Here is a 4,600-nt window from a genome sequence, read left to right on the forward strand (position 1 = left end):
ATGCACGACGTTCATCGGCAGTGCGACAATAACTGCGCCAGCCGTAATTCGCTTGCCTTGCTGCGTCGTGATAATTACGTGGTCGCCTTTATCTTCAATCTTCTTGACCGGCGTCGCTAGCTGAAGCTCAGGCTTGCCATCTTCCATCATGGCGTTAATCAAGCTAACGGTGCCATCCTTAAAGGTGTATCGGACCAGGGATTCGTTTGCAGCAAAAAGATTGGAGCCTGGTAGCGTCCACCAGCGCGCAACCTCGTTGTACGAAACATTGCTGATGTCGCAGTGTCCATACGCAGCCAGGAACCCGTCGAGAGCGCCGCGTTGGATTGAAGTCAGCTCCAATTTGTTAAGTTTGTCGCGCGCACTAAGCTGGTCGCGCTCCAGCAATTCCTTCCATGCGAATTTTGCATCGAATGGACGTGGCCAAGCTTCGCTAGCATCTGCGAAATACCGGTCGAGAGCCTCAGCCACTGGGACGATTTCTTCCGCATTAAACACTTTACGCTCGCCGTTCGCGACGACCACGGTAGTGTCAACGTTTGCGTCCAGTCCATCTGGAATGCCCATCACTTCCAAACCATAGCGCTCTTTTTCAGACCAGACATATGGCTGGCTCCAATGGATCCAGGTACCGCCTAGCTCAACATGATGGCCTGCGAATTTTTGCGTAAAGGTGCGGCCACCGAGACGGTCTCGCGCCTCTAAGACTAGAGTTTTGTAGCCATTTTTGCGGCAATCGCGCGCGGCCGTAACCCCTGCAAATCCGCCACCGACGACGACGACATCATAATCTCGCCCCGGCGCCTTACGTACCGGGCCAGCGTTTGCTACCGAGGCCGGCGCAGCGACTGCGACCGCTACGCCCGCTGCCCCGGTACCCGCAGCATGAAGGAATCGACGACGATTCATGCCCTTATCTACTTTGTCCATCTGACGCTCTCCGCTTTTGTTGAAGTCCGATGTCAGCGTAGCACCACGCTAAAAGCGAGTGATATCCCAAAAGCGCAAACTAACTCTTCCAGCAGGGTACAGGCAAGGCCGCGCTGATGATGTGGACGAACAGCGAGGCGCACTGGTTCACTTCGGGAGCCATTTGCAGATAGTCGAACAGCAGCGTGGCGACGTTGGCGAAGAGTGCAGCCACCAGGGCCCACAGCGCCTACCGAACGGTGTGCGGAATCGTTGCGAAATCGCCAGCGCCTACCTCATGTGCCACAACGGTACTAATGGCCATCATGATGCAGGTGATGGTCACGATGGCGATGGACCGGATCGGGGCGCCCAGCGATACGGCCGCCAGTTCGGCGGCGCTGGAATGGCCTCATCGCGACGTCTGCGACGCCCAAACCGACGGTGGCCACCTGGCCGACCAGTACGGGCTAGAACAGCTGCCACAGGCCTGCAGCTTCGATACGGAATCGATCGAGAGTGAACTTCAGGTTTGGCATCGGGACAGCGAGTCAAATGCACGCTTCATTCTTGCGAGACTTGTATATTCATTTCGCGAGCTCGCGGCCTCCATACCTTCACGAAGTTTTTCGAAGAAATTTACAGGCTCATAGAATGCTTTAGGGATCTCACCGTCATAAGCAGGCGATGAGAGTTGAGTAGGAATCATGCCCAACAGCGGCGACGATTCGTCCAAAGTCATCTTACCATCACGTATTAGCTCATTCATCGCCTCAAACATCTTTTGAGGGGAAATGTTCGTGAAATCAAATTGCGCAACGCTTCTCGAACTTTCAGTAGCGTTAGCAACGTTCCGGCTTGGAAATCTCTCAGACATCACCTCACGAAACGTTTTTGTGTCTCGATGGTTCAGGCTTTCGCCGCGCTTGGCATCGGTCCCAGTCCCACCGGCCTTAACCAAAACGCTAGGGGCTATTTTCATATATGTCTCTCTAACGCAAAGAATACTCATACCGCGCCTCTAACTAGAGACGGCAGGAGTGCAAATCATACGTCGGAGAAAAACTTAGCCACGCCAAAAATTACCTGGTTACAGCCAATTTTGCCTAACAGACGCAATGCAGTTATAACGGCGAGGTCGGTTCTACCGGTGAGCCAGCTTGGCCCACCGAAAGATCCGGGCAATTGAAGAAATATAGAAATGGTTATACGAGCGTACCTTACAAGGGACTATGATGCCACTGCAATCTCAGCAAGGGTCGACAAAACCCACCACCGGAACCATTCCATCTCATCCATCTATTTAATCCGATAGTCCTCTTTTTCCCGTCCGTTCAACCAAAGCGGTGCACGACCGCGTCCAGTCCATGTGGCACCAGTCTTCGGGTCCCGATACTTTGCTGGAACAGCCGCACGCGCGTTTTTGGTTTTACCTTTGCCCAACATGGCTGAGATGTCGTGCAGGGTAAGGCCATATTTGTCCATAATTTCCATGATCTTTGCTTTGGCATCAGCAATTTCGTCGAGGCGTGCTCGATCAGCCTCTTTTTTCAATTCGGCGATTTGAGCCTGCAATTCAGCGTAGGTAGGCATCGGATTCTCCAATTGTGATTACGCAATGTGTACTCCGTTGGTTCTAGTGATCCAAGGAGGTCCATAAACGGACCCGATGCCAGTGTAACTCAATGCCGCTCATTGCCTTAATTGAAACATGCTTGGCTTTGTAAATTTGGGACTACCGCCCGTGGCGCCGCGACCTATAAATAGTCTCCCAGTCCCAGCTGCGGCGCTGCCCCACTCTCCGACGTCGAGGTACACAACGTGATAGTCCACCACAAAGGCATCGCCCCCATCATTAAGTAATTAGAATTTGCCATAGGAGTGCAAACCCGAGAGAAACAGGTTCACTCCGAGGAAGGCGAAGGTTGTGAAAGCCAAACCCAAGATTGCCCACCATGCAGCGACACGCCCACGTAGGCCCGACATCAAGCGCATATGCAGCCACGCCGCGTAGTTCAACCATACGATCAACGCCCAGGTTTCTTTGGGGTCCCAGGACCAGTAGCCGCCCCACGCTTCGGCGGCCCACAATGCCCCGAGAATAGTTGCAATAGTAAGGAACGCAAAGCCAACTGAAATAGCCTTATACATCACATCATCCAGCAAAATGAGTGACGGTAGCCGATCCACGAAGTAGCCGTGGGATTTCAGCAGATAAGCCGACGCCACCATGGCCGAAAGGGCAAAAGTACCGTAGCCGATGAAGTTAGCCGGCACGTGGATCTTCATCCACCAGCTCTGAAGCGCAGGAACCAAAGGTTGGATGTCACCCGCGCCCCGCGTGACTGTGTACCACAGCAGGAAGCTGACGGCTGCCGAGATCACAAGGAGCACAAAGGGACCAAGCTGACGGGTCTGATAATGCTGTTCGTAGTAGAGATAGAACAGAGCCGTGATCAACGAAAACAGAATGAAGACTTCATACAGGTTGGAAATCGGGATATGGCCCACGTCCGTGCCAATCAGGTAGGACTCATACCAACGCTCCAACATTCCAGTTAGCCCCAGCACCACGGCCACCCAGCAAAACTTCGAACCGAGCGAGCCGCCGAACGGCGAGTGTAGCACCAGGCTTCCAAGGTAGAATAGGGTCGAAAGGAAGAACATGGTGCTCATCCAAAGTATTGCAGATTGGCTGGACAGCATGTATTTCAGGAAAAAGCGCGACTCCGCATTGCCGAGCTCGCCGCCGTACAAATGGATACCAAAGTACGCGAGCAAGAAGATCAATGGCAGAAGCCAGCGCACCGGCTTCCAGTGCCAGCCCAGCACTGCGAAGGTCGGTACTGCTGCTACCAGGAGGCCCTTCTCGAAATAATCCATATAGACGCTGAAGCGGCTCAGCGCGTACGCCGCGCCCGAAAGCAAGGCCACAACAAATAGCCAGTCACGCACGCCTAATCTTTCAAAGTACCCCGGCGCCTTCGTATAAATTCGGTTGTGTAGCATTTCCATCTCATCTCTCCAGAATTGTGCTTCGCTTTTGTCGATTAGGTGGACATTCGCCAGCTCAAAGAATTTAGAGCCTAACCGACAAGATATTTGGTCAGTGGTCGCGTCTTCAGGCTTGCTCCTTGGCGCTTCACTGGACAAGCCCCGCACCGGAGCAGCGTGGCTGCGCTGCGAGACGTCACCAATCTTTTGATTTATCGCTCATCACGAATCAGGCGCTTAGCTAGACGAATACCGTTAGACGCGACATCTGCTCTGGCTAAAGGCGCGATTGGACGGAACAGTTGTTCAATCACCGCCTCGAATTGGACAGGCTTATCTCTAACCTGCTTTGCTTTCGACGGACGGACAGGAATCGGCCCGTGTGTCACTTCGGCATCGTTAGACGCTTCGTACATACTGCGCAGCTCATGCCTATGGAGATCAATAAATGTGAATAAGGATGCCTTCCGCTGCGACAGCTCCAGTCGGGCGCGAAACTCTACCCAGTCCGCGTCGTGATCGATAGTGCCAAGACGCAGGGCTTTACAAATAGCTTTCCACGAATCGAACGGCACACTTGCAGGATATGGCGCCCGTTGAGTGGGAGTTACACCTGCATGCTCCATCATGAATGCGCCAATCGCAGTTTTAATCGATGCAATTGAGCGGTATGTACGCCTTACGGGTTGGTAGGCGG

The 4,600-nt window shown here is 53.4% G+C and carries 7 protein-coding genes; all 7 read right to left on the minus strand.

Annotated elements, in window-relative coordinates:
• A partial coding sequence (locus AB4Z11_RS23745; RefSeq protein ID WP_442028133.1) for a flavin monoamine oxidase family protein occupies positions 1-930 on the minus strand: 930 nt, incomplete at its 3' end.
• A gap of 79 nt (positions 931-1,009) precedes the next feature.
• A complete protein-coding gene (locus tag AB4Z11_RS23750) occupies positions 1,010-1,144 on the minus strand; it encodes a hypothetical protein (protein ID WP_442028134.1) in 135 nt (44 codons plus the stop codon).
• 15 nt (positions 1,145-1,159) lie between these two features.
• Positions 1,160-1,300 (minus strand): MATE family efflux transporter, encoded by a 141-nt coding sequence (locus AB4Z11_RS23755; RefSeq protein ID WP_442028139.1) that lies wholly within the window; start codon positions 1,298-1,300, stop codon positions 1,160-1,162.
• 135 nt (positions 1,301-1,435) lie between these two features.
• Positions 1,436-1,891, minus strand: coding sequence for a hypothetical protein (locus tag AB4Z11_RS23760; RefSeq protein WP_442028135.1), 456 nt, complete (start codon positions 1,889-1,891; stop codon positions 1,436-1,438).
• 317 nt (positions 1,892-2,208) lie between these two features.
• Positions 2,209-2,502, minus strand: coding sequence for an H-NS histone family protein (locus AB4Z11_RS23765; RefSeq protein ID WP_442028136.1), 294 nt, complete (start codon positions 2,500-2,502; stop codon positions 2,209-2,211).
• 270 nt (positions 2,503-2,772) lie between these two features.
• Positions 2,773-3,924 (minus strand): c-type cytochrome biogenesis protein CcsB, encoded by a 1,152-nt coding sequence (gene ccsB / locus AB4Z11_RS23770; RefSeq protein ID WP_442028137.1) that lies wholly within the window; start codon positions 3,922-3,924, stop codon positions 2,773-2,775.
• A 191-nt stretch (positions 3,925-4,115) separates the two neighbouring features.
• Positions 4,116-4,600: hypothetical protein (locus AB4Z11_RS23775; RefSeq protein ID WP_442028138.1), on the minus strand; the 485-nt coding region annotated here is incomplete at its 5' end.

The sequence above is a fragment of the Pseudoduganella sp. RAF53_2 genome (genome assembly GCF_052113985.1).
Classification (GTDB): Bacteria; Pseudomonadota; Gammaproteobacteria; order Burkholderiales; family Burkholderiaceae_D; genus Rugamonas.